23 protein-coding genes are annotated in these 25646 nt (G+C 60.3%); 11 read left to right on the top strand and 12 right to left on the bottom strand.

Annotation, left to right across the window (positions count from 1 at the left end; translation table 11 throughout):
* Positions 1 to 42: 42 nt before the first annotated feature.
* On the bottom strand, positions 43 to 588 hold the full coding sequence (locus ACN19L_RS10985; RefSeq protein ID WP_426493524.1) for a hypothetical protein: 546 nt from the start codon (positions 586 to 588) through the stop codon (positions 43 to 45).
* A 16-nt stretch (positions 589 to 604) separates the two neighbouring features.
* Entirely contained in the window at positions 605 to 1294 is a 690-nt protein-coding gene (gene mnmD / locus ACN19L_RS10980) for a tRNA (5-methylaminomethyl-2-thiouridine)(34)-methyltransferase MnmD (protein ID WP_426493523.1), read from the bottom strand.
* A 148-nt stretch (positions 1295 to 1442) separates the two neighbouring features.
* On the opposite strand from mnmD, the gene ACN19L_RS10975 reads away from it, so the two are divergent.
* The gene (locus tag ACN19L_RS10975; protein ID WP_426493522.1) at positions 1443 to 1883 is read left to right on the top strand and encodes a thioesterase family protein; all 441 of its coding nucleotides are present in this window, start codon (positions 1443 to 1445) and stop codon (positions 1881 to 1883) included.
* Between the two features lie 175 nt (positions 1884 to 2058).
* Positions 2059 to 3132, top strand: coding sequence for a 23S rRNA (adenine(2503)-C(2))-methyltransferase RlmN (gene rlmN / locus ACN19L_RS10970; protein WP_426493580.1), 1074 nt, complete (start codon positions 2059 to 2061; stop codon positions 3130 to 3132).
* A gap of 78 nt (positions 3133 to 3210) precedes the next feature.
* Here rlmN and ACN19L_RS10965 read toward each other — a convergent pair whose 3' ends face one another.
* The 5 genes from ACN19L_RS10965 to ACN19L_RS10945 form a co-directional block, all read right to left on the bottom strand.
* Positions 3211 to 4353, bottom strand: coding sequence for a hypothetical protein (locus ACN19L_RS10965; protein ID WP_426493521.1), 1143 nt, complete (start codon positions 4351 to 4353; stop codon positions 3211 to 3213).
* A 297-nt stretch (positions 4354 to 4650) separates the two neighbouring features.
* Positions 4651 to 5619 carry a YihY/virulence factor BrkB family protein gene (locus tag ACN19L_RS10960; RefSeq protein ID WP_426493520.1) on the bottom strand — a complete coding sequence of 323 codons (969 nt, stop codon included), beginning with the start codon at positions 5617 to 5619 and terminating at the stop codon, positions 4651 to 4653.
* A 103-nt stretch (positions 5620 to 5722) separates the two neighbouring features.
* Entirely contained in the window at positions 5723 to 6451 is a 729-nt protein-coding gene (locus tag ACN19L_RS10955; RefSeq protein ID WP_426493519.1) for a DUF3891 family protein, read from the bottom strand.
* Positions 6452 to 6576: 125 nt separating this feature from the next.
* Positions 6577 to 7053, bottom strand: coding sequence for a hypothetical protein (locus ACN19L_RS10950; protein ID WP_426493518.1), 477 nt, complete (start codon positions 7051 to 7053; stop codon positions 6577 to 6579).
* 1 nt (position 7054) lies between these two features.
* On the bottom strand, positions 7055 to 8047 hold the full coding sequence (locus ACN19L_RS10945; protein WP_426493517.1) for an NAD-dependent epimerase/dehydratase family protein: 993 nt from the start codon (positions 8045 to 8047) through the stop codon (positions 7055 to 7057).
* 146 nt (positions 8048 to 8193) lie between these two features.
* Here ACN19L_RS10945 and ACN19L_RS10940 point away from each other — a divergent pair, with 146 nt between their 5' ends.
* The 3 genes from ACN19L_RS10940 (at position 8194) to kbl (ending at position 11210) form a co-directional block, all read left to right on the top strand.
* Positions 8194 to 9294 (top strand): patatin-like phospholipase family protein, encoded by a 1101-nt coding sequence (locus ACN19L_RS10940; RefSeq protein WP_426493516.1) that lies wholly within the window; start codon positions 8194 to 8196, stop codon positions 9292 to 9294.
* Positions 9295 to 9300: 6 nt separating this feature from the next.
* Positions 9301 to 9909 (top strand): hypothetical protein, encoded by a 609-nt coding sequence (locus tag ACN19L_RS10935; RefSeq protein WP_426493515.1) that lies wholly within the window; start codon positions 9301 to 9303, stop codon positions 9907 to 9909.
* A 101-nt stretch (positions 9910 to 10010) separates the two neighbouring features.
* Positions 10011 to 11210, top strand: coding sequence for a glycine C-acetyltransferase (gene kbl / locus ACN19L_RS10930; protein ID WP_426493514.1), 1200 nt, complete (start codon positions 10011 to 10013; stop codon positions 11208 to 11210).
* 102 nt (positions 11211 to 11312) lie between these two features.
* Here the strand turns inward: kbl and ACN19L_RS10925 are convergent, their stop codons facing one another.
* The 3 genes from ACN19L_RS10925 to folP form a co-directional block, all read right to left on the bottom strand.
* Positions 11313 to 14711 (bottom strand): HYR domain-containing protein, encoded by a 3399-nt coding sequence (locus tag ACN19L_RS10925; RefSeq protein ID WP_426493513.1) that lies wholly within the window; start codon positions 14709 to 14711, stop codon positions 11313 to 11315.
* A gap of 394 nt (positions 14712 to 15105) precedes the next feature.
* On the bottom strand, positions 15106 to 15945 hold the full coding sequence (cdaA, locus tag ACN19L_RS10920) for a diadenylate cyclase CdaA (protein ID WP_426493512.1): 840 nt from the start codon (positions 15943 to 15945) through the stop codon (positions 15106 to 15108).
* Positions 15942 to 16841 (bottom strand): dihydropteroate synthase, encoded by a 900-nt coding sequence (gene folP, locus ACN19L_RS10915; RefSeq protein ID WP_426493511.1) that lies wholly within the window; start codon positions 16839 to 16841, stop codon positions 15942 to 15944. Before folP ends, cdaA begins: the two co-directional genes overlap by 4 nt.
* A 136-nt stretch (positions 16842 to 16977) precedes the next feature.
* Here folP and ACN19L_RS10910 point away from each other — a divergent pair, with 136 nt between their 5' ends.
* The 6 genes from ACN19L_RS10910 to ACN19L_RS10885 all read left to right on the top strand — a co-directional run bounded on the left by ACN19L_RS10910 (position 16978) and on the right by ACN19L_RS10885 (position 23805).
* Positions 16978 to 17529 (top strand): DUF1599 domain-containing protein, encoded by a 552-nt coding sequence (locus ACN19L_RS10910; RefSeq protein ID WP_426493510.1) that lies wholly within the window; start codon positions 16978 to 16980, stop codon positions 17527 to 17529.
* Positions 17530 to 17687: 158 nt separating this feature from the next.
* Positions 17688 to 18794: a BT_3928 family protein gene (locus ACN19L_RS10905; protein ID WP_426493509.1), complete on the top strand. Its 1107-nt coding sequence runs from the start codon at positions 17688 to 17690 to the stop codon at positions 18792 to 18794.
* Positions 18795 to 18880: 86 nt separating this feature from the next.
* Positions 18881 to 19939 (top strand): ABC transporter permease, encoded by a 1059-nt coding sequence (locus tag ACN19L_RS10900; RefSeq protein ID WP_426493508.1) that lies wholly within the window; start codon positions 18881 to 18883, stop codon positions 19937 to 19939.
* A gap of 156 nt (positions 19940 to 20095) precedes the next feature.
* Positions 20096 to 20617 (top strand): shikimate kinase, encoded by a 522-nt coding sequence (locus ACN19L_RS10895; RefSeq protein ID WP_426493507.1) that lies wholly within the window; start codon positions 20096 to 20098, stop codon positions 20615 to 20617.
* Positions 20618 to 20685: 68 nt separating this feature from the next.
* Positions 20686 to 21357 carry a sterol desaturase family protein gene (locus ACN19L_RS10890; protein WP_426493506.1) on the top strand — a complete coding sequence of 224 codons (672 nt, stop codon included), beginning with the start codon at positions 20686 to 20688 and terminating at the stop codon, positions 21355 to 21357.
* Positions 21358 to 21540: 183 nt separating this feature from the next.
* Complete coding sequence (locus ACN19L_RS10885; protein ID WP_426493505.1) at positions 21541 to 23805, top strand: T9SS type A sorting domain-containing protein; 2265 nt, start codon at positions 21541 to 21543, stop codon at positions 23803 to 23805.
* Between the two features lie 87 nt (positions 23806 to 23892).
* On the opposite strand, the gene ACN19L_RS10880 is transcribed toward ACN19L_RS10885, so the two are convergent.
* On the bottom strand, positions 23893 to 24072 hold the full coding sequence (locus ACN19L_RS10880; RefSeq protein ID WP_426493504.1) for a hypothetical protein: 180 nt from the start codon (positions 24070 to 24072) through the stop codon (positions 23893 to 23895).
* Positions 24073 to 24215: 143 nt separating this feature from the next.
* On the bottom strand, positions 24216 to 25634 hold the full coding sequence (locus ACN19L_RS10875) for a glycoside hydrolase family 125 protein (RefSeq protein WP_426493503.1): 1419 nt from the start codon (positions 25632 to 25634) through the stop codon (positions 24216 to 24218).
* Between the last annotated feature and the right edge of the window lie 12 nt (positions 25635 to 25646).

Below are 25646 nucleotides of genomic sequence, written 5' to 3'. Positions count from 1 at the left end.
ACTGGCAACTTACGCAGGCTCCGCGGAATTAAGCTGACCAGCCTACTCAGTGCGTGGTTGCCGGCCCTGCGCCCAGGCTTTCCGCTCCTGGCGGCGGCGGGCGGCCTGATGGTTGTGATAACCCCAACCAATCCGCCGCTCGGAATGAAAACGCAGCACGCTTTCTGCCAATCGGGAGTTCTGCCGAACCATCAGTCCGTTATATGGGCAAGTAGTATATGGGCAATTATGGCGGGAATAGGTGCCAAAGTTGCGGTGTCCAAGCCGCTTTTGAGTAAGGAGGCGTTGCTGCTGCCGCTTAATTTCCTCCCATACCGCGCGCTCATCGGCCACGGTCAGTTCCTGTCCCAGCATGCTGAGCTGTGCGTAGGTGACGGGGTCTTTCAGCTGCAGAAACTCGTAGAACTTCGGAAACGCGGCTATGGCAGCATCCCGCAGGTATTGCCGCTGCACCTGGCTCAGCTTCTCGTTTTCCAGTAAGCTGCGAAACAGCCCTAGGGAATTGAAATTGGTGTAGCGCCGATAATTGGCGAGCAGGTGCAGATATTCTGGCTCCGTCAGCTGATTCAGGCGACAACTCAGTTTCATGGTGTATTGTGCTAGGCTACCCCCGCTTCCAGGCCCGGGTCATTTCCCGCTTGCCGGGCGGGCCCGGAATCTTCTCCACCAGCCAGCCCGCCGCCAGCAGGCTGCGCTTGAAAGAGCCCTTGGCGCAGTAGCTTACCAGGCAGCCACCCGGCGCGGCGGCGGCGTACAGCTGCTGGAAAACTTCATCCGTCCACATATCCGGCTGCTTTTCCGGCGCGAAGGCATCGAAGTAGATAACGTGGTAGGTATCGTTGGGCAGGGGCGTGGTTTGCAGCTCCCCGGCCCGCTTCAGCAGTACAAAGTGCGGGGTGAGGGCCACCGGCCGGCCCCAGCTGGAGGCATGCAGCTGCTGCTGGTAGTCGAGCAGCTCCGGCTCGTGCAGGTAGTTTTCGGTGCCCAGCTGCCCCACAATTTCCCAGGGTAGCGGGTGCTTTTCAATGGTATCGTAGAATACCGGCTGCGGGGCCGAGAGGGCGCGCTCCAGCGTCAGCAACGCATTCAGGCCCGTACCGAAGCCGATTTCGAGCACCCACACCGGCTCGGTAGCATCCTGCAGGGCCGGTTCCAGGCCGGCGGCCAAGTACACGTGGCGAGCTTCCTGCAAGGCCCCGTGCGTGCTGTGGTAATGCTCATTCAGGGCCGGAACGTAAAGCGTGCTAGAGCCATCGGCGGTAGCGCGCACCTCGACGTGGGGCGTCGTCATCATAAAGGCAGGAATACGGAAAACGAAATAGTAGTGCGGGCGGCGGCTGATGGCCCGGCAGGCACCGTAGCCCAATATACGGCGGATTCGGCGGAATCCGGCCGAGCTTGGTTGTTGTATTTTACCGCCCGTTTTCCTCTTGCTCCGCGTTATGGCCCGAATTAAAATTGACCTGCCCGCCACTTTTCCGGTTACGGTGGCACTTCTCGTCCGCATCACCGACCTCAACTATGGCAACCACCTCGGCAACGATGCGCTGGTAAGCCTGCTACACGAGGCGCGGGTACAGTTTCTGGGCCAGATGCGCCTGACGGAGTTTGACCCTGCCACGCAGCAGGGCCTGATTATGGCCGATCTGGCCGTGGAGTACAAGGGCGAAGGGTTTTACGGCGACGTGCTGCACCTGCGCATGGCCGCCGCCGACCTGCACAAGTACGGCTTCGATGTGGTGTACCACATCCACACTACTCAGGGCCGGGAAATTGCCCGGGCCAAAACCGGCATGCTCTGCTTCGATTACACTACCCGCAAACTCCGGGCCCTGCCACCGGAAGCCGCCGCCCGCCTCCGGAGCGGTGAGGCGGTGATTTAGCGAGTGTTTAGCCTGTCTGGAGCTGCCGGGGTTACATGCTGCCGAACAATAAACTCACAACTTCATCATTTCACAACTTCACCGCCCGGCACTTTTTTCACTTTCAGCGAGTTAAAGCACGTTCCCGGCCCGGAGCGTAGGGCTTCGGCGTGTGGTGTTGTATCTTTGCCCCATGATGATTGATTTGCCCGTAGTTTCCAAGCGCGACATCCGTAAACTCTCGCTCGATGAGTTGAAAGCCTTTTTCGTGGAGCAAGGCGAAAAGCCGTTCCGCGCCAAACAGGTGATGGAATGGCTGTGGAAAAACAAAGCCGGCTCGTTCGATGACATGAACAACCTGAGCCTGGCCACGCGCGAGCTGCTCACGCGGCACTTCGTCATCAACAGCGTGCAGATTCACACCCAGCAGCAAAGCTCCGACGGCACCATCAAGTACGCCTTTCGCCTGCACGACGGACACCTGGTAGAGGGCGTGCTCATCCCGAAGGATGAGCGCATGACGGCCTGTATCTCCTCGCAGGTGGGCTGCTCGCTGACGTGTAAGTTCTGCGCCACCGGTTATATGGAGCGCAAGCGCAACCTCGATACGGCCGAAATCTTCGATCAGGTAGCCATCATTGCCCAGCAGGCCCAGGAGCACTTCGGCACCCCGCTCACCAACATCGTGTACATGGGCATGGGTGAGCCGCTGCTCAACTACGCCAACGTGTTTAAGAGCGTGGAGCGCATCACCGACAACCGCGAAGGGCTGGGCATGGCCGCCCGCCGCCTCACGGTGAGCACCGCCGGCATCTCCAAGATGATCAAGAAGCTGGCCGACGACGGCTTCAAGGCCAATTTGGCCCTGAGCCTGCACGCGCCCACCGACGAGAAGCGCGACACTATCATGCCCATCAACGAGTCGAACTCGCTGCCGGTACTGAAGGAGGCGCTGCAGCACTACCACCAGGTAACGGGCCGCATGGTAACCTACGAGTACATCGTGTTCGACAACTTCAACGACTCCATCGACGATGCCAAGGCCCTGCTGGAAATCACCAAGTGGATTCCCTGCAAGGTGAACCTCATCGAGTACAACCCCATTGCCCCGGCCGCCTTCCTCAATGCCCAGGAAGACCGCCTCGTGCCCTTCATGAAGTACCTCGCCGACCGCGGCGTTCAGGTAAACGTGCGCCGCTCGCGCGGTAAGGACATCGACGCCGCCTGCGGGCAGCTGGCCACCAAGGAAAACCAGCCCCAACCGGCCTAAACCGGCAGGTGCTACATCACAACGGCCCGCTGTACAAGCTGTACAGCGGGCCGTTGTGGTATACGCAAGCGTAGAAACCTACCGGCTGGCGCGGCCGAAGCGGTACGTAAAGTCGATGTAGAGCGGGATGATGTAGGAGCTGAAACCCTGGCCCTCGTAGGGCAAGGCATAGATACCCGCCAGGCCCAGGCTGGTGCGTCGCCAGTTGATTTTAGCGCCGTACAAGCCGAATACGCCGGCGTCGGCATCGGTGGTGAAGTAGTTTTCGCTTATCAGCGAAACGCGGCGGCTGATGCGCGTCTGGCCCCCAATCTGCAGCAGGGGCGTGCGGCCCATTTCCCGGCCGGCAAAGCCGTAGCCCAGGCCCATGGTGAAGTTGTTTTCGGCCGAGCCGTAGGTAGCTACTCCGTACAGAATCCCCACGCCGTAGCCCGGCTTATTGGAGTAGTCGCTGGGCACGCGCAGGTACATGGCCCCGGCTCCCACGTGCCACTGGTCCGACAGCCGGGCCGAGAGCTTGGGTGTAAGTGCCAGCAGCTGGTCGCCGAGGGGAATGCCGGGTACTACCGATACCAGCGCCCCCATCGAGAAATAATCGGTGAAGCCGTAGTTGACGCCCAGCGCGTAGAGGCTGATAACCTGCAGTGTCCCTTCGCCTTTGCGCAGGTTGCGGGCGGTAGGGGCGAAGAACAGCCGGTTGCCGCTGCCGATGTCGTGCCAACCGGCGGGGCGGCCGGCCAGTTGCTGCGTGAGTACCTCCAGCCGCGCTACGTTGGTGCGCTCTACCTGCACGGTACCCAAGTCCTTGGTTTTAAACTCCAGGTGCCCCGGCAGCCGGCGCAACAGTTCCCCGTCGAAGGTGGAGCCCGAGCGGAGCGTAACGCGGTACTGCCACCCGGCTGAGTCGGCAGGCACCGTACCGCTGGCGGGGGCGGCCAGCTCCTGCTCCCGCTGACTGATTTGCTGGCGCAGGCTAGCCAAGTCGGCCGGCCGGTACGCCTGCAGGAGCATGCGCCCGTCGCGCAGTTGCAGGTATAAGGTTACGGCGCTGTCGGCGCTGAGGCTCTGCTCAAAGCGGGCCTCCTGAAAATCATTGGCCGAAATAGCTGGGAATAGCCCGTAGCGGGATTTCTCGCGGCCGTCAATCACCTCGCCCACCAGCGGGCTGAGAATAAGTGTACGAGTGCCGGGCGTTTGGGCTCGGGCGGGGCTTGCTAGCAAGCAAATAATCGTGAAACACAGAAACAGGAAACGTTGCATAAAGGATGGCTAATGCGTTTTGCCAAACCTAGCAGTTTCCCGCACGCAGGTTGCTATACCGCGCCAACATAATTCGCCCGCATCAGACTTCATGACGGCTTGTGATTACCATTATGCAGGGTATGTGCTGTGGTATTAATGAATTGAATATGTGAAGGATGTGAATAAAAGAAAGCTCGGTGGTATAGACTTTTAAAGAGAGCATTCTGCTGGCAACAGACGCGCCAATGCCTACTGCAGCTGACGCAATCCATTTCCTTAACCACGCCAGCGGCCCTGGGGGCGGGGGCGGCCGGTGGCAATTTCCTCCGCGGTCTGGCCTTCGGGCACTTCCCGGGTTTCGATGCGCACGGCGTGGGCTTTGGGTTGCACGCGCTGCCCGAAGGCATCGGCAAACTCCTGGGTAAACTCGGCCCCGAAGAAGATGATGAGGGCCGAATAGTTTACCCACACCAGCAGAATAATGGCCGAGCCCGCCGCCCCAAATGTGGAGCCAGGGTTAGCCTGGGCAATGTAGAAGGCAATGAGGTACTTGCCCAGCATAAACAGCAGGGCCGTGATAAACGCGCCCACGCCTACGTCGCGCCACCGGATGATGGCATCGGGCAGGAAGCGGTAGATGAGGGCAAACAGCAGGGAGGTAATGAACAGTGAGAGGCTGAAATCAATGAGCTTAAGCAGGAAAACGGTTATTTCCGGCATGATGCGCTGCAGATAATCAGTAAAAAAGCTAAGTGTGGCGCTGATGACGAAGGAAATGAGCAGCAGCAGGGCCACGCTCAGAATGAGCCCGAAGGACAGCAGCCGGTCGCGCACAAACTGCCAGAGGCTGTTGTGGGGCTTCACCTTCAGGTTCCAGATGTCGTTGATGCTTTCCTGCAGGGTGACGAAGAATGTGGTGGCCGCAAAAATGAGCGTGCCGATGCCAATAACGGCCGCGAAACCGCTGCGCTCCTGCTTATTAAACTCATTGATGCTGTCCTGCATAAACTTGGCCGCATCGGTGCCTACCAACCCCTTCATCTGGGCGTACACCTGGCCGGTAATGGCTTCGGTGCCAAACACGGTGCTGGCCGTGGTAATGACGATAATCAGCAGCGGCGGCAACGAGAAAATGGTGTAGTACGACAGCGCCGCCGCGTGCCGCAGCGAGTTATTGACCATGAACTCGCTGGCCGTGGTTTTGAGGATGTTGAGAACGTCGGAAAGCTTGTAGTGCGTGGCCATACGGCAGTGGTTCGGAGGAAAGGAAGGTGCCCGTACTACGGCCCGAGGCCCGCAGGCGTTCCGGTTGAGCTGGTCAATACCGATGAGTGGCCGGCCCGTGGGCTTATTTGTGCAGCTCCCAGCGCAGCGTTTCGATGGGGGCTTCCCGCAGGGCCCGGGCCAGCTCCGCATCGTCCCGGAACTGCAGCTGGTGCAGCATGGTGGCCTCTACGCTCACCGTAAACTGCGCCTCCGCAAACGGCCAGGGCTGCACCTGTACCGGGCCGTCCTCACGGGGGCGCAGCACCTCGTAGCGGCGGCCGTCGGGGCCGTGGTAGATTTCCAGGGCCCGGCCCATTTCCGGCAGCTCCCGGCGGCAGAGGATGAGGCTGAGCCGGTCGCACCAGTGCAGGAGTGTATACGCTTGGTCGGCGTCGGCTTTTTTGATTTTCAGCTCCCGCCGCCACCGCTGCTGGCTGGTTTGCTGCTCATCCAGAAACGCATCAATTTCCGCCTGCTGACCCCGGAGGCTCTCGTAGAGCGTGCTCAGGTGCAGGCTGGTGAGCAGACTGCGCCACCGGCCCTGAAACCGCGCCGCGTGCATCAGGCGGGTGGCCTGTTCCAGGGAAAATTCCTTCATGGTGAAGTTGGCCGGTGCTCCGGCGGGCGTTAGGCCATAGTGGCCAGTCCAGTCGGCCTGCTCATCGTCGTGCTGGGCGGCGGCGGCCAGCAGGCCCACCCACTGGTCGAGGGGCAGAAACGGGGGCCACTGGTGCAGTAGCTGGGCCGCCAGCAGGGCGTGGGCCTGCTGGTAGATAATCTGCCAGCCGGTGGGTACGTAGTTGACAATCATGGCAGGGTGCGGTAATGTTTGCCAAGAGGAACGCACCAGCGCCACGCAGGTTTTCAGCAGGAGCTAGAAACCAAAACGCCCCACCGGATGAGGCGGGGCGTGCGAAAATTCAGAAAGTCAGCTAATCAGGACGTAGAGGGAGAAGCAGCGGCCATGCGTTGCAGGAATTGCGCGGTCCAGTACGCATCTAACCCAACTTCAACCATACCAACCTGGAATAAGCCGGGTGTGTATTCTGTTTCGCTCAGGGAAGTTGCCTTAAATGGCTCTGGTTGCCGCAGCAGTTCGATATGGCTGTATGGGATTCTGACCAGGGAAGAAAAGCCCATAGTGTTGCGGATGACGACATCCTGCGAATCAAAGCCAATCTGCAGCACATCGTTGTACCATATTCCCCCAATTAGGGCGTAGAATGGGGCCATGCGCAATATGCCATGCGAGCTTTCATACTGGTCCAGCAACTGTGCCCAGCCGGCCTGAAATGGATTGGCAGAACGCACGTTGCCGTAGTAGCGCCGGATGATGGTGCGAAAAAACCAATAGATCAGGTAAACAGCGCCGGCATTGACAACCAGCCCAAGCAGGAAGCCAATAACGCCCATACTACTTCAGCACTACGGCTTCCTTCAGGTGCAGCAGCATGTCGTCGGTCATCTTATCGAGGGTAAACTCCGGCTGCCAGTTCCAGTCCTGACGGGCCTGGCTGTCGTCGATGCTGGCGGGCCAGGAGTCGGCAATCTGCTGGCGCTGGTCGGGCTGGTAGGTTACCTGGAAATCGGGGTAGTGGCGCTGGATGCTGGCCGTAATTTCCTGCGGGCTGAAGCTCATGGCGCCCAGGTTGTAGCTGCTGCGCACCTTGATGTTGTCGGCCGGGGCGTGCATCAGGTCCAGGGTGGCCTTCAGCGCGTCGGGCATGTACATCATGGGCAGATAGGTGTCCTCTTGCAGGAAGCACTCGAAGTTCTCGCCGGCCACGGCTTTGTGGTAGATGTCCACGGCGTAGTCGGTGGTGCCGCCGCCGGGCAGGCTCTTGTAGCCGATGAGGCCGGGGTAGCGGAGGCTGCGCACATCCAGGCCGTGCTTGCGGAAGTACCACTCGCACCACTGCTCCCCGGCCAGCTTGCTGATACCGTACACCGTGTTGGGGTTCATGACGGTGAGCTGGGGCGTGTTGTGGCGCGGGGTATCGGGCCCGAACACGGCAATGCTGCTGGGCCAGTACACCTGCTGCACGCCCAGGTCCACCGAGGCATCCAGCACGTGAAACAGCCCATCCATGTTCAGCTGCCAGCCAAACTTGGGGTTCTTCTCGGCCGTGGCGGACAGCAGCGCCGCCAGGTGGTACACTTGCTTGGGCTTGTACTGCCGAATTACTTCTTCCAGGCGGTTTTTATCCAGCACGTCCAGCTGCTCGAAAGGGCCGGCCTGGGCCGTTTCCGCGTCTTTGGGGGCGCGCACATCGGCAGCCACTACGTTGGATGCCCCGTAGATCTGACGCAGCTCGTGGGTAAGCTCCAGGCCCAGCTGTCCGCCGGCGCCGATAACGAGGATAGTGTCGCCGGGGGTGGTAGCGGCGGAAGTGCTGGATGTAGCCATTCGGGAGGGTGGTGAAGAAAAAAGGGTGGTAAAGGAATGCAAAGATACGGGGCCGACGGGCTTTCGGTAGCTGGATGTGATGGAGCACAAACGCAACGGCGGCAGTATCTTTGGGCTCTACTCTCTGTCATCTACCTCGTGAGGCTATGCGCTACTGGTTTCTCTTGTTATTGAGTGTACTACCATTGCTGCACGGCGCGGCCAATGCCCAGTCCATTACCGCCCGGCCCCCGTACCGCAACCTGGTGATGGAAGGCGGCGGTATCCGGGGAGTGGCCTACGGCGGGGCGCTGGAGGAACTAGAAAAACAAGGCGTGCTGGCGGGCCTGCAGCGGGTAGGCGGCACCTCGGCCGGGGCCATTCAGGCGGCGCTGCTGGCCGTGGGGTTTTCTCCCCGGGAAATTATCGATGTGGTGAATAACACGCCCATTCAGCGTTTCAACGATGGGCGGTTTCTATTCATCGGGGGGAGCCACCGCTTCACCAAGCAGTTTGGCTGGTACCGCGGCGACGCCCTCACCGAGCACATGCGGCAGCTGGTGGCCCGCAAAACCAACCGCCCCGACCTCACCCTGCTGGAATTGCACCAGCTGGCTCAGCAGCAGCCCGGCCGCTTCTTGGACCTGTACACCACCGGTACCAACCTCACCCAGCAGCGCATCCAGGTATTCAGCTACGAAACCAACCCCACCATGCGCGTGGCCGATGCCGTGCGCATCAGCATGAGCATTCCACTCTACTTCCGGGCGGTGCTGCTCGATGCGCGGGGCAACGTCATCCAGGGTAAGCCCCAGAAAGGCCAGCCCGTGCAGGTGCTGGTAGATGGGGGCCTGCTGGCCAACTACCCCGTGGAGCTGTTCGACCACCCGCGCTACCTGCTGGGCCAGCTCTCCGCCTCCACCAAGCCCGACGCCGAAGGCCGCGTGTACAACCCCGAAACCCTGGGCCTGCGCCTGGACCGGGCCGAGCAGATTGCCTGCGACACGCTGCCCACCGGCCGCCAGCAGCTGGCCCCCTACGATATCAACGGCTTCGGCAGCTACATCGGGGCGCTGTACAACCTGACCGAGGAAACCCTCAACCCCACCCGCGCCCAGGACTGGCCCCGCACCATCAGCATCAACACCGAAGGCTTCGCCCCCAAAATCAAGCGCATGCCCGACGCCGACAAGCAGCGCCTGATGGCCAGCGGCCGGCGCGGCGTGCAGGCGTTTTTCGGACGGCCGGTAACGGGGAGCACCCGGTAGCTGACTATGGATGCGTGGACAGCCCTTGCTCTGGTAGTAATCATCGGTGGCGGATTCTACGCGGTGTTACGCCCGTTCTGGCTGTATCAGGGAGCCCAAAAGCGCCAAGCATTGGAAGCCGTATATGTGGCGCGCTGGTGGCAGATTGGCTGGCAAACCTGGCTGATGAACGGAGTATTTCTGGTAATGGCACTGCTGCTGCTGAAAAGCGCGGCCACTCTGGCCTCGGCTTCCGATGCCATCTTGGTTCTAATACTGACGGGGTTGCCTTTTGGGGTGATGTTCGGGATAACCTGGCAGCTGCACCGCAGCTACTGGCACCACGACCAACGAGCGGCTCTGCATGTGAGGCCCACGGAGAGGACGGCGGTGTATTACAACCACGGCATACCCCTGGTCTTTAAGTTTGATGATATAACGGGCATCACCTGGCACACCAGTCGCTACAGCAGCAGCCTTTGGAGTGATTACGACTATCAGGTGCTATACCTGCGCAGTGAAGAGCAGATACTGATTACCTGCCTGCTGGACAACGGAGGAGCGTTGGAACCGCTGTTTCCCGGCGTGCCGGTTACCCGCCAGGAGCACCGGATTTGCTGGCTGCCAGCATCCTGAACAATTTCACGTAAGCCAGTTCCTTACTCTGCTCAGAAGCCCAGCGTAGTATCTTTGCCCAATCTCCCACTCACCAAGTCACTAACTCACCACCTCACCGCATGTACTCCACCCTCCAGCCCGATCTGCAGCAGCAGCTCCAGGAAATCAAAGATGCCGGCCTTTACAAAAAGGAGCGGGTAATTACCTCGCCCCAGGGCGCCGAAATTGAAACCAATGAGGCCGGGGAAGTGCTGAACTTCTGCGCCAACAACTACTTGGGCCTGTCGTCGCACCCCGAGGTGGTGAAGGCGGCTAAAGAGGCCATTGACTCCCACGGCTACGGCATGTCGTCGGTGCGCTTCATTTGCGGCACCCAGGATATTCATAAGGAGCTGGAAGCCAAGCTGGCCGAGTTCTTGGGCACCGAGGATACCATCCTGTACGCGGCGGCTTTTGATGCCAATGGCGGCGTGTTCGAGCCCCTGTTCAATGAGCAGGACGCCATTATTTCGGATGCGCTGAACCACGCCAGCATCATCGACGGGGTGCGCCTGTGTAAGGCTCAGCGCTACCGCTACGCCCACAACGACATGGAGGACCTGGAAAAGCAGCTCCAGGATGCTCAGGCCAAAGGCACCCGCCACCGTATCATCGTCACGGACGGCTCGTTCTCGATGGACGGCACCATCGCCCAGCTCGACAAAATCTGCGACCTGGCCGATAAGTACGAAGCCCTGGTGATGATTGACGAGTGCCACTCGATGGGCTTCCTGGGCAAAACCGGCCGGGGCACCCACGAGTACCGCAACGTGCTGGGCCGCGTGGACATCATCACCGGCACGCTGGGCAAGGCGCTGGGCGGGGCCATGGGCGGCTTCACCTCGGGCCGCAAGGAAATCATTGACATGCTGCGCCAGCGCAGCCGCCCTTACCTGTTCAGCAACACCCTCGCGCCCGCCATTGTAGGGGCCAGCTTGCGGGTGCTGGAGCTGCTCACCGAAAGCACCCGGCTCCGCGACCAGCTGGAGGAAAACACGAAATACTTCCGCGAGAAAATGACGGAAGCCGGCTTCGACATCAAGCCCGGGGAGCACCCCATCGTGCCCGTCATGCTCTACGATGCCAAGCTGGCCCAGGAATTCGCCGCCAAAATGCTAGATAAGGGCATTTACGTAGTGGGATTCTACTTCCCTGTGGTGCCCAAAGGCCAGGCCCGCATCCGGGTGCAGCTCTCCGCCGCCCACACCCGCGCGCACATCGACAAGGCCATTGCTGCCTTTATTGAGGTAGGTCGGGAGCTGGAAGTGCTGAAGAAATAAGTTGGTGCGGTTCGTGGCCGTCAGTCACGGACCACCCCGGTACAAAAGAGCCCCCCGGCCACGCGGCCGGGGGGCTCTTTTGTATGCGGAACAAGCCGGGTATTATTTGCTTACAGCCAGACGCTGGGTGATTACCTGGCCCTGCGCCTCATAGCGGCACAGGTACAGGCCGGTGGCCAGCGTACGGGCATCCAGCGTGAGTTCATAGTCACGGCCGGCTTCCGTCATACCGTCAAACAGAACAGCCACTACGCGGCCCATGCTGTCGTACACGCGCACCTTGGCCGCAGTTGCCGAAGTAGGGCGTATGTGTACTGTAGTGCTGGCACTGAAGGGATTGGGATAAGCGTCGAATACCAGGCGGTCCGACGCCGTAACGGCGGCCGCGGCGGTTTCGGCTGCTGCCGCTGGGCGAGCTTCCTGGGCAGCAGCAGAGCAGGTTCCCAACCGGTCGTCGGGGTGTTGGGTGAGGTGTGTCGGCACGGCATTCGGGGAGATGCAGATTTCGTGACCATTGTGGCACACTACCACCTTCTCGTTCTTATTGCCGCAACGCACATCTACTACCGTAAGAGTAACGGTGGCCGTAGCCGAACAGCCATACTGGTTGATAACCGTTACGATGTAGGTATAGGTGCCGGGAGTGCGAGCCGTGAACGTAGGGTTTGCCACGCTGCTGCTGCTCAGGCCAGCGGCCGGGCTCCAGGCATACTGGACGCCGCCGGTGGCAGTGAGGGTAGCCGTTTGCGGGCCGTAGCCTAAGTACAGCGTGGTGGCCACACCGCCCGTATACACGTTGGTGCCGGGCGTAACCGTAATAACGGGTGCCGGAATGCTGCCTACTACCGTTACCACCGCCGGGGCGCTGGCCACGTTGCCGTGCACGTCAGTTGCCGTGAGGGTAACCGGGTTGGCCCCCAGGTTGGCGCAGCTGAACTGCTGGCGGCTCAGCGTCAGGCCGGCGAGGCCGCAGGCGTCGGTGCTGCCGTTGTTCACGTCGGCGGCCGTTATCTGAGCCGCGCCGTTTACCAACGTTACCGTCACGTTGCGAGTAGCCACGGTCGGAGCCGTTACGTCGAGCACGGTTACCGTAAAGCTGCCGGTGCTGGTGTTGCCGGCCGCGTCGGTGGCCGTTACGGTGACGGGCGTGGTACCCACCGCAAACAGGCTGCCCGAAGCCACGCTGGTGCTGATGCTCACGGTACCGCAGTTATCGGTGGCCGTGGGCTGGAAGCTCACTACCGCGCCGCAGGTGCTGGCGGGGGCCGTTACGGTCAGGTTGGCCGGCACGGTCAGGGCCGGCTTCTCGGTGTCATTCACCGTTACCAGCTGGGTGGCGGTGGTGGTGGTGCCAGCTGCGTCGGTGGCCGTCCAGGTTACGGTGGTGGTGCCTTGGCCGAATATGGCCGGAGCGTTGTTGGTTACCGTCACGCCCGAGCAGTTGTCGGTAGCCGTGGGCGCACCCAGGGCTACGTTGCTGGCCGAGCACTGGCCGGCATCAGCCGAAACCGTTACCGCGGCCGGGGCCGTGAGGCTCGGGGCTATACCATCCACTACCGTTACGGTAGCCGTGGCGGTGGCGGTGTAGCCGTTGCTGTCGGTTACGGTGAGCGTAACCTGGTTGGTACCGCGGGCCGAGCAGTCGAACGAGGCCGGCGCTACGCTGATAGAGGCAACGCCGCAGGAAGCCGTGGAACCGGCATCCACCTGCGAGGCCAGCACCTGGGCCTGGCCGTTGGCGTCCAGTTGCACCGTCACGTCCTGGGCCAGGGCCTGCACCGTGCACGGAATCACGTTGATGTCGAACGACTGCGTAATGAGGCCGTAGCTCATACCGTGGTGGTAGATGTCGGCGGCCACCAGCGTTACGGGGTTCAGGCCGGCATCGGCCACGGCGGGCGTGCCGCTCAGGGTGCCGGTCCCGTCGCCGTTGTCGGTGAGGGTCAGCCAGGCAGGCAGGGTGGGATGCTCAATCTCCAGCTCGTCGCCGTAGGGCAGGTCGGCATCGGCCAGCACCACGTTGTATACGAAGGGCTGACCGGCCACTACGTTCAGCGAAGTTGGGGTCGACACAAACGACGGGGCCGAGTTAACGATGAACTGCAGTTGGTGCGTGGCCTGATCGTTGTAGTTGTTGGTAGCCGTGAAGGTAGCCGTGTGCAGGCCCCAGTCGGCCACGGCGGGCGTCCAGCTCAGCTGCGTGCTGGTGGGGTTGGCAGCCAGCGTGGGCAGGGCCGGCGAGAACGTGGCGGCGGCGGGCAGGCCCGTAGCGCCTGTAATACGCACCAGGCTGCCGGTGCCGGCGTTGGAGGCCTGAATGGTCTGGTTGATGACCGTGCCCGGCGTCACGTGTAGCACACTGCCGCTGGCGGCGGTGGGGGGCACATCAAACACGGGACGGGTGCTCACTACTATCGTAACCGAGGAGGTGGTTTGCACCCCAGCCTGGTCCTGCGCTACAAAGCTGATGACGCTGCTGCCCAGGTTGCTGATGGTGGGCGTCCAGGTGAACGTGCTCTGCACGGGGTTGCCCGTTGCGGGCAGGCCCGGCGACATACCTGCTCCGGGAGGCAGACCAATGGCCTGCAGGCGCACCTGGTCGCCGGCGTCGCTGTCGGTGGCGCGTACCCCAAAGGTCAGGGTCTGGCCGGGGGAGAGCTGATACACGTAGCCGTTGCTGGGCGTGAGGCTGTAGTCGAATACCGGCGGGGCCGATACCCGCGTGATGTTGATGATGAAATCAACGATAACGCTGGTTTGTCCGTCGCTCACCTTAATGGCCGCATTGTACAGGCGGTTCAGCGGAGCGCCCACCGTATTAAAGGTAACCACCCCGGTAGTGGGGTTTACGGCCAGGCCGGGGGCGTTGGTAAAGCCTACCCCGCCCAGGTCGGCCGAGGTAGCCAGCGAATACTGCAGGGACTGCCCGTCGGGGTCGGTGGCGGCCAGCTGGAAGGTGGCGGCCGTCTGGCCCGTGGCCAGGTTTACCACCGGCGGCATGGTGGATACGGGCGAGTTGTTGCCCGAGCCGGCCTGCACCCGCGTACTCACATACCAGCTGGCATCACGGTTGTTGAACAACGATGAGATACGGCAGCAGCTGGAGTAGTAGGCTGTATAGGCTGTGGCGGCCGGGTAGGTATGCGTAATGGTGGCCTCGCCATAGAAATTGTCAGCCAGCGGATCAACCGAGGTGACCTGCAGGGTAATACCAGCCGACTGACCGTCGCCGAATATCAGTGCGTCGGTAGGAATGCTGGCACCCACGGTAGGATTGCCGTAGGCGCTGCTGCGCCAGGCCTGGCTTACTTTAAATACAATGGTGCGGCCGGTAGGGTCGCTCTGAGCGGTGCGCCAGGTAAGGCTGCCATAGCGGAAGTGAGTGGCCTGAGCGGTGGCTACACTCAGCACCAGCGCACACGTTAACAGAAGTAGCCGTAGTGCCTGACTGCCCCAGCGGGAGGTAGTTTGGCCGGCCAATGAGTAAAGGTTGTGTTGCATACGCAATGGTTGTGGGAAGAGAAGTGGAGAGATGGGAAAAAGAAGTAAATGAGGTTTATCGGTGAAAATCATGGATTTTCACACTGGCTGCAAACATACAGGTATTCCAAAATAAAATATAAATATATTTATTTGTTATTAGATAAATATAATTTGCTGAAACTGTATATAGGTGGTAGTTAATTTGTTGCAATACATAGTATTGAAACTATATAATTAACTAAAGATTGAACCGGTCTGGCGACAAGGCGAAGCCCTATGCGCATACTCCTCCCGAAAACCTGACAGGTCCTGACGACCACCGCCCGCTTCCGGGCTGTAGAAGCCGGGAAGCGGGCGGTGACGTGTGGGCGGTAGAAGAGGGCGGGCATATTTGCGAGCCCGCAAAAAACAATCAGGCCGCTACTTCAGCCGTAGAGCTGGCCGAAGCCGTGGGCTTGGGAGCAGCGTCGAACAGGAACTCGTTGAGGCGGGCGCGCAGGTCGGCAGCCGACAGGTTGCGGAATACCTCCCCACCACGCACCAGGGAAATCTGGCTGGTTTCTTCGCTCACTACCAGTACCACGGCATCCGTCACCTCGGTGAGGCCGATGGCGGCACGGTGGCGTAGGCCCATGGACGCCGGCACATCCGGGTTTTCACTGACGGGCAGAATGCAGCGTGCGGCCTTAATGCGGCCGTTGCTGATGATGACGGCCCCATCGTGCAAAGGACTGGTTTTGTTGAAGATACTCATGAGCAGGCGCTTGCTCACGGTAGCGTCGAGCAGGTCGCCGGAATCGGCGAAAAACTTCAGGTCGGAGGCCATGCTGAAGGCAATGAGGGCCCCGGTTTGCTTGCTAGCCAGGCTTTTGGCGGCCTCAATGAACGGGGTGATGTTCATGCGCTCCTGCTGGGTATCGCGCCGCCACGAGAACATGCGCAGCCGGTTGCTGAAGCTGGTAGCCTTGCCCACGTTCAGCAAAAACCGCCGGATTTCCTGCTGAAACAGGATGATGCCCGCCAGCACGCCCACGCTCATAAACTGCCCCAGAATGCTGGTGAGCAGCTCCATACCCGCCGCCTTCACCACCAGGTAAAACAGGTACAGGGACATGAAGCCCAGGAATACCTTCAGCGCCACGCTTCCCGTCAGCAGCTTGTAGAGCTGATAGAACAATACCGTGACCAGCAGCACGTCCACGACGTCTACCCAGCCAATGCGCAGGAAGCCGATGCCGAAGGAGCCTATCACGGGGAAGGAGTTGGGAATGTGTTGATTACCAGTTGAATGGTTTGGGTTGCCTCTGCTACATCGTGTACGCGCAGCAGCCGGGCGCCGTTGAGCACGGCCAGGGTATTGACGCTAACCGTACCTGCCAGGGCTGCATCGGGGGTGAGGCCGAGGGGCTTATACACCATGCTTTTGCGCGAGAGGCCCGCCAGAATGGGCAGCCCCAGCACGTGCAGCTCCCGCAGCCGGCGCAGCAGCTCGTGGCCCTGGGCGGGCGTTTTGGCAAACCCGAAACCGGGGTCCAGCACTACATCCGTTACGCCGTGCTGGCGCAGCTCCGCTAGCTTATCCCAAAAATAGCGCACCAGCTCTAGCACCAGGTCGCCCTCGTAGTGCGTGAGCTGGGTCATGGTGGCGGGCGTGCCGCGCATGTGCATCAGGATGTAGGGCACGCCTAGGCGGCCGGCCGTGGGCAGCATGTCGGCATCCAACTGGCCCCCGCTCACGTCGTTCAGGATGTCGGCCCCGGCGGCTACGGCCTCGGCCGCCACTTCAGCCCGGAACGTGTCCACGGAAATGAAGGCCTCCGGAAACGCCCGGCGCACGGCGGCCACGGCGGGCAGCAGGCGGCGCTTTTCTTCGTCGGGGCTGATGTCCTCGGCGCCGGGACGGGTGGAGTAGCCGCCCAAATCGAGCACGGCGGCCCCGTCGCGCAGCATCTGCTCGGCGCGGCGCAGCAGGTCGTCCTCGGCGGCTACGCGGCTGCCCTGGTAGAAGGAATCGGGCGTCAGGTTGAGGATGCCCATCACCTGCGGGCGCCGCAAATCCAGCAGGCGGCCGCCGGGGCAGCGCAGCGTCAGCCTCGGGGAAAAGCACGTATCTTGCGGGGCCTGGAACATGGATTTTCGGGAATACATAAGTCGTCGTGCGAAGCGCGGCGCAGCATCTCGCGGGCTGATGTTTTTCGTCAGCCAGAGCTTTCTGCGAGTAAGATGCCGCGCTAGGCTTTGCAGAACCGACAGGACGTCGACTCCTCAAAATAGCCGCAAAAACTTGGAGAATCAAACTCAGCTTGAATATGACCGGGTGCTGGCCCGGTGCCGGACGCTGTTTCTGGCTAAGACCCACGACTATGGCACGGCCTGGCGGATTTTGCGGCTGCCCAGCGTCACCGACCAGATTTACATCAAAGCCCAGCGCATCCGCAGCATTCAGGAGAAGGGCACGCAGCTGGTGGCCGATGGGGTAGAGGAGGAGTTTGTGGCCATCATCAACTACTGCCTCATTGCCCTAATGCAGCTGCGCCTGCCCGCCGATGCGCCCCTGGACCTGGACCCCGCCGCCGTGGCCCGCTCCTACGACGAGGAAACTGAGGCCAACCGCCAGCTGCTCTTCGCCAAAAACCACGACTACGGCGAGGCCTGGCGGCAGATGCGCATCGAGAGCATCACGGATATTATTCTGATGAAGCTGCACCGCACCAAGCAGATTGAGGACTTGGGCGGCCTCACCCGCGTATCAGAAGGCGTGGATGCCAACTACCGCGACATGCTCAACTACGCCGTGTTTGTACTCATCAAAATGGGCTACGGGGAGCAACCGTAACGCGCTGTTCTGCGCCTGTCTAGGACCTTATTACCGGGAGGCAACTGTTTCGGCAATGGTGAGTATTATCTCCACGTGATAAAGTCCTGCACAAGCTCCCAATGACCAGTACCTTTAGCCCTCAAGCACCAAGCGCCCCTGTTCCCAAGTCCCCCTTTATGAAACAACTGACCCGCATCTGCTGGCTGCTGCTGGGCACTGTGTTTATCTTCTCGGGCCTCGTGAAGCTGAACGACCCCATTGGCACGGCCCTGAAGCTGGAAGAATACTTTGAAGTATTTGCCAAGGATTTCGGCTCGTTCTTTTCCTTCTTCGTCCCCTATTCCCGCACCCTGAGCATCCTCCTGAGTTCCCTGGAAGTAGTGCTGGGGGTGGCCTTACTGCTGCGCTGGATGCTGCGCCAGACGCTGTGGGTACTGCTGGGGCTGCTGGTGTTCTTCGGGTTTCTCACGTTCTACTCGGCCGCCTTTAACAAAGTAACCGACTGTGGCTGCTTCGGCGACTTCCTCAAGCTCACGCCCTGGACTTCGTTTGCCAAGGATATGTTCCTGTTGCTGCTGTGGGTGGTGGTGTTCCTGAACCAGCGCTACCTGCGCCGGGTGTTTGCCAAGGGCACGCTGGGCGTGATGTACATTACCCTGGCTACGGCCGTGGCGGTGGGCGTGGGCGTGCGGGCGCTGGGCCATTTGCCCTACTTCGATTTTCTGCCCTATAAAATCGGGAACAACATTCCGCAGCTGATGAAGCCCCGGGAGCAGGCCAAGTACCAGTACGTGATGGAGCGCAACGGCGAAACCAAAACCTTCACGGAGTACCCCACCGACTCGACCTGGAAGTACAAGAGCATGGAGGTGCTGAACCCCGAGGCCAGCAAGCCCATCATCACCGACTTCTCCATCTTCGACGCCGAGCAGCAAAACCACACCGACGATGTACTGAAAGGCAACAAGCTCCTGCTCATCATTCAGAACGTGCAGGACGCCGACCGGGACCGGTTCAAGGACATCAACAAGCTGATGGAAGCCACGGCCAAGTCGCGCAAGCAGATCCGGCCGCTCATCATCACCAGCAGCAGCCCTCAGGAGTTCGATGCCTTCCGCCACGACATGAACCTGCCCGGTACCTACTACTTCGCCGATGCCACGGTGCTCAAATCCATGATTCGCTCCAACCCCGGCTTTATTCTGCTCCAGGATGGCGTGGTGAAGGGCAAGTACCACTACCACGACATTCCCGACGCCAGCAAGCTGGAAGACCTTCTATAGTGCTTAGTTATTAGTGCCTAGTGCTTAGGCTGGTCAATCAGAATCCGAACACTAAGCACTAATAACTAAGCACCAAGCACTAAAAAATGATTGGTTTTATTCTGACGCGGTTGTGGCAGGGCGTACTGGTGCTGCTGGGGGTGGCCCTCACGGTGTTTTTCCTGTTCCAGGTGCTGCCCGGTGACCCGGTGGCCCTGCTGGCCGGCCAACGCTCCGATGCGGCCACCCGCGCCGCCATTGCCCAGGACCTGGGCCTCGATCAGCCCCTGCCCGTGCAGCTGCTGGGCTACCTCAATGACGTGTCGCCGGTGGGTGTACACCCGCGCGACTCGGCGGGTGTGGCCAAGTACGGTGGCGTGCAGTTGGTGCCGCTGGGTGCGGAGAAGGCGCTGGTGCTGAAAACGCCCTATCTGCGCCGTTCTTTTCAGAGCAACAAGGAAGTTCTGAACATCCTGCTCGACCACTTCACCGGCACCTTGTGGCTGGCGTTGGCGGCTATGCTGCTGGCGGCGGTGGTGGGCATTGGGCTGGGCGTGGTGGCGGCGCTGCGGCCCCATTCCTGGCTGGACCGGGTGCTGGTGTCTACCTCGGTGCTGGGTATTTCGGTGCCGTCGTTTGTGGCGGCCATTCTCATTGCCATTACGTTCGGGTTCTACTGGAGCCGCTGGACGGGCCTGAACCTTACCGGGCAGCTCTTCGAAACGGACCCCTTCACCGGCCGCCATCTGGTGCTGAAAAACCTGCTGCTGCCCGCCATCGCGCTGGGTGTGCGGCCGCTGGCGGTTATCGTGCAGCTTACCCGCTCCTCCATGCTGGATGTGATGAGCCAAGACTATATCCGCACGGCCCGGGCCAAGGGGCTGTCAAGTTACCGGACGGTAGCGGGCCACGCCCTCAAAAATGCCCTGAACCCGGTACTTACGGCCGTATCGGGCTGGCTGGCTTCCCTGATGGCGGGGGCGTTCTTTATTGAGTACATCTTCAACTGGAAAGGCCTGGGCACCGTAACGCTCCGCGCCGTGGAAAATCTGGATTTTCCGGTAGTAATGGGCGCTACCATCTTCATTGCCGCCTTGTTTGTGGTGGTGAATATCGTGGTAGATGTGCTCTACGCCGTGCTGGACCCCCGCGTGAAGCTGGGGTAGTGAATAATGTGCGAGGGAATATGAGAAATGCGAAGAATGTGAGGAACGTAAGCAGTACACGCGCCCCTTGTTTCTGAGCAACACGAATGCTCAGTCCTCGAATTTTTTCCATTTCTCACATTCATCACATCCACCCCCATTTCTCACATTCTTCCCATGCGCCTTTACCTGATTGGCATGCCCGGCGCGGGCAAAACTACCCTGGGCCGGGCGCTGGCCGTGGCCTACCAGCTGCCGTTTCTGGACCTGGACGAGGAAATTGTGCGCCGGGAGCAGCGGAGCGTATCCGAAATCTTTGCCCAGGATGGGGAGGAGTATTTCCGGCAGCGGGAGGCTGATGTGCTGCGCAGTATTGTGGCAGAGCACCCGCAGCTGGTATTGGCTACCGGCGGCGGCACGCCCTGCTACCACCACAACCTGGAGGTGCTGCTGGAAACCGGCCTGACGCTGTACCTGGCCGTACCCATGCCGGAACTGCTGCGCCGGCTGCTTTCAGCGGCGGCCTCCCGGCCGTTGCTGGCCGCTTTGCCCGATGCGGCGGCCCTGGAAAAACGCCTGCACGAAACCTTGGCCGCCCGACAGCAGTTCTACGACCGTGCGCCGCTGCGCTGCACGGCCCCTACCTGTTCCGTAGAAGCTGTGCAGCAGATGCTGGCCCGCTACCGTGCCTCCGCATAAACAGGCTGTCCGGCCGGGTATTTGCGTGAGCGTGTGTATTTTTGCATCTTCATCCTTCCTGTATTGGTATGAATTTCACTTCCGAAGCTCCGGAAACCCGTACTGCAGTAACCCCGGCCAAACCCGCCGAGGCCATCAAGCCTAAGCACAAAGGCTCAGCTCGCCTGTTTGAGAATCCGGTGCTGGAGCGCCTGACCCATACGCACATTGCCGGCCCGCTTACTATTTTCTTTGCCGTAGCGGCCGTGAGTCTGTACTACAGCCTGAGCCGGGGCCTGCTCACCGGATTATCGGCGTTTGGGCTATTTCTGGGAGGCTGGTTCCTGTTTACGCTGGCCGAATACCTGATGCACCGCTTCCTGTACCATATGAAGACGGACACGCCCGGCAAGGCTAAGTTTCAGTACACCATGCACGGGGTGCACCACGAATTCCCGAAGGATAAAACCCGCCTGGCCATGCCGCCTATTCTGACGGTGTTTGTGGCCTCACTGCTGTTCTTCATTTTCCGGTTCACGCTCGGCAACGCGGGCTTCGGGGTGCTGGCCGGCTTCGTGTTTGGCTACGCGCTGTATCTGTTTGTGCATTACGCCATTCACGTATATGCTCCGCCAAAAAACTTCCTGAAATTCTGGTGGCACCATCACGCCCAGCACCACTACCGGCAGGATGAAGTTGCCTTCGGGGTAAGCACCACTATCTGGGACCACATTATTGGTACCATGCCCGGCAAAAAGTAAGAATAGCAGTAACGATAACTACCTGAAACAGGCTCCGCTTCGGAGCCTGTTTTTTTGTGATATACCTGAACCGTAGGATATTATTGTTAAGCGTGGAATGAAGAGTTCTGGGATAAACCGGTATGTTTGCGGCAAAGTAAAAATAGTATTTCGCCGGTAAACCGCCTTCCTTTCCTGTTTTCCATGAAACAACTCTATCTCTTGTTGGCCGGACTGGCCGGGGCGTTGTACGCCCAACCTGTAGCGGCGCAGATTCTGCTGCCATCGGTGGCTCCCTACACGCAGGATTTTAATTCCCTGAGCGATAAAACGACATTCGCCAGCAACTCCACTATCAAGGGAGTGTACATTGAGTACGGAAACTTCCAGAACCTGCCCTGCACAGCCAACGACGGCTCCAATACCACTGCCAACTTCTACCATTTCGGGGATGCTGGTGCCACCGACCGGGCTTTGGGCGGGGTAGCCTCGTTCGCCATTACTGGCACCGGCTACGTAGCCATGCGCTTCCAGAATACTACCGGTACCACCATCAAAAACCTGGGTGTGTCGTTTGCTATTGAGCAGTGGTACAACTCCGGGCGGCAGGATGCGGCGCAGGTAACATTTGATTACCGTACGAGTGCTACTGCTATTACCTCGGCCGCAAGTGGTGTCTGGACCAATGTGCCCGCGCTGAACGTGGATGCTCCTTCCACAGCTACTGTAATTGCTAATAAGAACGGTAATTCCTCGGCCAACCGGCGCACCCGCACCTATACCATTCAGAACGTGAACCTGGCTGCTGGCAGTGAAATTATGCTGCGGTGGCGTTACGAGCTGAATAACAACACCAACGGCAACGGGCTATCGGTGGATGATGTAACGGTGACACCGGAAACCGACGTGTTCTATTATAAAGGCACCGGTAACCTGAACAGCGTAAATAACTGGGCTCCCAATAAGGATGGCTCGGGCAGCAGTCCAGCCAATTTTACCGCCGCGGGCCGCACCTATTACATCCTGTCGAACGTAACCGACGACCGGGTATCGTCCAACTGGACGGTAAGCGGCACCAACTCTAAAATTGTGGTGGGCGATGGTACCACGCCTGCCTACCTGCTGATTTTGAATGGCGGCGGCAATGGCATCAGCGGCACCGTTGACGTGCTGGATAATGCCACGCTGGATATTCAGCGCGGTGGGGGGCAGCTGCCTACGTTGGGCCGCATTGCCAATAAAAGTACCGTGAAATACGTACGTGATGGTGGCAACACGTCCCTCACCAGCCTGAATTACGGCAACCTGCTGCTTGACGGCACCAGTCAGAAGCTGTTAACGGGCAACACCATCATCAATGGCGACCTGACCATCAGCGGTACTTCCTACCTGGCTCTAAGCGACAATGACCTGACCATTATCCGAGGTGGAAAAATAATCGGCGGCGACAACAATGCCTTTATCCGAACGGATGGAAAAGGGGCATTGAAACAGACCGTGCAGGCAGATGGGGTAGCGGTGAAGTTTCCGGTAGGCACGGGAACTGTCTATACGCCGGCATTTCTGACCCAGACAATGGATCGTTCTGAAGACGTGTTCAGCGTGCAGGTGAAAAACGGTATGTATGCCACCTACACGGGCCGGGCCGGTAATGGTACGGCCCTAGCTAACCGCAACGTGACACGCACCTGGTTTCTGGAGGAGGAAGTAGAGGGCAACTCCAGCGTAACGCTGCGGCTGCAGTGGCCTGGTACGGAGCATACCAGCAACTTTACGCCCGCTCAGGCCCGCCTGGAGCACTATAATACAGCCAACAACCAATGGGACTACGGCACGGCCGTGACGGGGGCCACTACTGCTGATGGTGGCAGTACGTACTCCATTAGCCGCGGCGGTATTACCAGTTTTTCCCCGTTCTCTGTGTCTTCACGAGCAGTTGGTCCGCTGCCGGTTACGCTGGTAAGCTTTGGCGCACGCCGCAAGGGCAGCGCAGTAGAGTGCTCCTGGCAAACGGCTCAAGAGTTCAATAATGACCACTTCGTGGTGGAACGCAGCGCCGATGGGCAGTATTTCGAGCCACTGGGTAACGTGGCGGGGCAGGGCACCTCGGCCACTGCCCATACCTACGCATTCCAGGATACCCGGCCTTTAACGGCCATCGGGTACTACCGCCTGCGGCAGGTAGATACGGATGGTACCGAAACCCTGTCGCAGCTTGCCGTAGTAGCCCCCGATACTCAGGTCGGGCTGGCATGGGTGAGCCCGAACCCGGGCACCGGCCGTTTCCGGCTGATGCTGCCCTCCACCGCTGGCTACACGCGCGCGGAGGTACTGAATGTGCTGGGCCAGCGGGTGCAGGTAGTAGGGGCCGATGGGCAGATTACGCTGGAAAATCAGCCTGCCGGCGTTTACCTGGTGCATCTGCGTTCTGCGGCTGGCACGCAGGTAATTCGGCTGCTGAAGGAGTAGCAGTTGCGCCTGGTTTGGTCCGATACGCAACGAGCGGCTTATCTCCCGGGAGGTAAGCCGCTCGTTGCGTAAAGGCCATTGCCCGAGTTAGGGCCGGCGACGGAAGCGGCTAATGACCAGCCAAACGAGCAGCACTACCACGAATACCCCGATAATGCCCGTCCAGGCACCGGCTTTGAAAATAGTAGCAATGGCATCGCAGCTGCTCAGAGAAAAGGTAAGCAGCACCAGTAGGGCCAGAATGGAGGGGAAACGTAGGGAGTTCATGGCTGAAAAGAGAGAGAGAGAGAGTACGTCTGATGACCACGGCTTGTCCGCAGCTATACGGATGTACTACGCTTTTTCAGAAAAGGTTAACGAAAGCCCGCCCATGAACCGGACAGGAGCCGGGCGTTTTGGGGGGCGGCCAGCTACGCCAGCAGCCGGGGCTTCTCCTGGTACACTTTCCACAGAAACTCCCCAAACAACGTGTTGGCCCAGGCAAACCAGGCCCGGGTAAACTTGCCGGGGTCGTCCTTGTGAAAAGATTCGTGCATGTAGCCGGTGCCGGCGTGAGTGGCGCGTAGGCTTTGCACGCAGGCCCGGATTTCGTCGTCGTGCTGGCTGGTGAGCCCGCGCATGGTCAGGGCAATGGGCCAGATCATATCCTGTCCTACGTGGGGGCCGCCAATGCCTTCAGCGGCTTTTCCTTGGAAGAAGAAGGGGTTGCTTTCGGACAGCACAAACCGGCGGGTGTTCTGGTAAACAGGGTCGGAGGCGGGTACGGCCCCCAGGTAGGGCAGGGCCAGTAGGCTGGGCACGTTGGCGTCGTCCATCAGTACCTGGCTTCCGAAACCATCTATTTCGTAGGCGTAGATTTTCCCGTGCCGGGGGTGGTCGACAACGGCGTACTGGTGCAGGGCGGTTTCCACTTCGGCGGCCAGGGCCGTGAGCTGCCGGGCCGTGGCGGTATCCTGCGCTAGCTGGGTCAGCATTTCGGCGGCCTGGCGCAGGCTGGCTACGGCGAAGAAGTTGCTGGGTACCAGAAACGAATAGAGCGTAGCGTCGTCGCTGGGGCGGAAGGCCGAGCAGATCAGGCCCACCGGGCGCACCGGGTAGCCGTAGCCACTCATGGGTTGCGTGTCGGTGGCCGTGGCCGTTTCGCGCTGAAACTTGTAGGGCCCCAGATGTTCCTTGCGCTGCTGCTCCCGGAAGGTTTGCAGCACCAGCCGCATGGCCCGCTGCCAGGCCGCGTCAAATGGGGCAGCATCAGTGGTAGTTTTCCAGTAGTGATACGCCAGCCGGATGGGGTAGCAGAGCGAGTCGATTTCCCACTTTCGCTCGTGCACGCCCGGCTGCATAGCCGTCAGGTCCGATTTCCACTCCCCCACCCGCGTATCGTCGCCGTAAAATGCATTGGCGTAGGGGTCTTTGAGGATGCAGCGCGTCTGGCGGTTGATGACGCCGGCCACCAGCTGCCGCAACTCCGCATCCTTTTGCACAAACTGCAGGTAAGGCCACACCTGGGCGGAGGAGTCGCGCAGCCACATGGCGTCAATGTCGCCGGTGATGACGTAAGTATCGGGCCGGCCTTCGCGCCGGGTGTGGGTTACGGTAGTGTCCAGGGTACTGGGGAAGCAGTTGCCGAACAGCCAGCCCAGCTCCGGGTTGGGCACGTTTTGCTGAAACTCCCGGATAGCCGCCTCCACTGCCCGGCTCCGGAAGCGCCGCCCCGCCTCCGCCGGCCGCACCACCGGGAAACCGGGTGCCCCGGCCAGCACGGCAGTTGGGTGCAGCAGCGCGCCACCGGAAAGCAGCGTAAGTCCCTGGAGAAAGTGGCGGCGGTTCATAGGGCTGGTGGG

Source organism: Hymenobacter sp. 102 (assembly GCF_049949205.1).
Lineage (GTDB): Bacteria > Bacteroidota > Bacteroidia > Cytophagales > Hymenobacteraceae > Hymenobacter.
This window is presented reverse-complemented; position numbering and strand designations above follow the sequence as displayed.

Excerpts from the sequence above, each read along its gene's own strand:
- ACN19L_RS10880 (WP_426493504.1), bottom strand. The coding sequence starts at position 24,072 with ATGAACTCCCTACGTTTCCCCTCCATTCTGGCCCTACTGGTGCTGCTT.
- ACN19L_RS10975 (WP_426493522.1), top strand. The coding sequence starts at position 1,443 with ATGGCCCGAATTAAAATTGACCTGCCCGCCACTTTTCCGGTTACGGTG.
- ACN19L_RS10985 (WP_426493524.1), bottom strand. The coding sequence starts at position 588 with ATGAAACTGAGTTGTCGCCTGAATCAGCTGACGGAGCCAGAATATCTG.
- ACN19L_RS10940 (WP_426493516.1), top strand. The coding sequence starts at position 8,194 with ATGCGCTACTGGTTTCTCTTGTTATTGAGTGTACTACCATTGCTGCAC.
- ACN19L_RS10960 (WP_426493520.1), bottom strand. The coding sequence starts at position 5,619 with ATGGCCACGCACTACAAGCTTTCCGACGTTCTCAACATCCTCAAAACC.
- ACN19L_RS10925 (WP_426493513.1), bottom strand. The coding sequence starts at position 14,711 with ATGCAACACAACCTTTACTCATTGGCCGGCCAAACTACCTCCCGCTGG.
- ACN19L_RS10935 (WP_426493515.1), top strand. The coding sequence starts at position 9,301 with ATGGATGCGTGGACAGCCCTTGCTCTGGTAGTAATCATCGGTGGCGGA.
- mnmD (WP_426493523.1), bottom strand. The coding sequence starts at position 1,294 with ATGATGACGACGCCCCACGTCGAGGTGCGCGCTACCGCCGATGGCTCT.
- ACN19L_RS10875 (WP_426493503.1), bottom strand. The coding sequence starts at position 25,634 with ATGAACCGCCGCCACTTTCTCCAGGGACTTACGCTGCTTTCCGGTGGC.
- ACN19L_RS10900 (WP_426493508.1), top strand. The coding sequence starts at position 18,881 with ATGATTGGTTTTATTCTGACGCGGTTGTGGCAGGGCGTACTGGTGCTG.
- ACN19L_RS10905 (WP_426493509.1), top strand. The coding sequence starts at position 17,688 with ATGAAACAACTGACCCGCATCTGCTGGCTGCTGCTGGGCACTGTGTTT.
- rlmN (WP_426493580.1), top strand. The coding sequence starts at position 2,059 with ATGATTGATTTGCCCGTAGTTTCCAAGCGCGACATCCGTAAACTCTCG.
- ACN19L_RS10945 (WP_426493517.1), bottom strand. The coding sequence starts at position 8,047 with ATGGCTACATCCAGCACTTCCGCCGCTACCACCCCCGGCGACACTATC.
- ACN19L_RS10950 (WP_426493518.1), bottom strand. The coding sequence starts at position 7,053 with ATGGGCGTTATTGGCTTCCTGCTTGGGCTGGTTGTCAATGCCGGCGCT.
- ACN19L_RS10955 (WP_426493519.1), bottom strand. The coding sequence starts at position 6,451 with ATGATTGTCAACTACGTACCCACCGGCTGGCAGATTATCTACCAGCAG.
- ACN19L_RS10885 (WP_426493505.1), top strand. The coding sequence starts at position 21,541 with ATGAAACAACTCTATCTCTTGTTGGCCGGACTGGCCGGGGCGTTGTAC.
- folP (WP_426493511.1), bottom strand. The coding sequence starts at position 16,841 with ATGTATTCCCGAAAATCCATGTTCCAGGCCCCGCAAGATACGTGCTTT.
- kbl (WP_426493514.1), top strand. The coding sequence starts at position 10,011 with ATGTACTCCACCCTCCAGCCCGATCTGCAGCAGCAGCTCCAGGAAATC.
- ACN19L_RS10890 (WP_426493506.1), top strand. The coding sequence starts at position 20,686 with ATGAATTTCACTTCCGAAGCTCCGGAAACCCGTACTGCAGTAACCCCG.
- ACN19L_RS10895 (WP_426493507.1), top strand. The coding sequence starts at position 20,096 with ATGCGCCTTTACCTGATTGGCATGCCCGGCGCGGGCAAAACTACCCTG.